The following is a 320-nucleotide window of genomic DNA, read 5'->3' as shown; positions in this document are numbered from 1 at the left end:
TCCTCGGCCAGCACCGCCCGCCACAGACTCGGCGTCGCCTGCATCACCGACACCCGCTCAGCCGTCACCAGCGCGCACAAGGCCGCCGGATCGCGCACCACATCCCGCGCGGCCACCACCACCGCGGCGCCGGACAGCAGGGGCACGAACAACTCCAGCCCCGCGATGTCGAACCCGACCGTGGTCACCGCCAGCAGACGGTCCTCGCCCGTGAGCTGGAACCGCCCGGCCATCGCCACCGCGAAGTTCACCAGCGACCCCTGCGGCACCACCACACCCTTGGGCCGCCCCGTCGAACCCGACGTGTAGATCACATACGC

Annotated in this window: 1 protein-coding gene; it reads right to left on the bottom strand. The window is 71.6% G+C overall.

Going from position 1 to position 320, the window contains the following annotated elements; translation table 11 throughout:
* Positions 1 to 320 (bottom strand): AMP-binding protein (locus KN815_RS47725; RefSeq protein ID WP_216348013.1); only part of this gene is annotated, 320 nt, incomplete at both ends.

Origin of the sequence: Streptomyces niphimycinicus, assembly GCF_018883605.1 — a bacterium.
Taxonomy (GTDB): domain Bacteria; phylum Actinomycetota; class Actinomycetes; order Streptomycetales; family Streptomycetaceae; genus Streptomyces; species Streptomyces niphimycinicus.
Note: the sequence above shows the minus strand (reverse complement) of the source record. Positions and strands in the feature narration are given on the sequence as shown.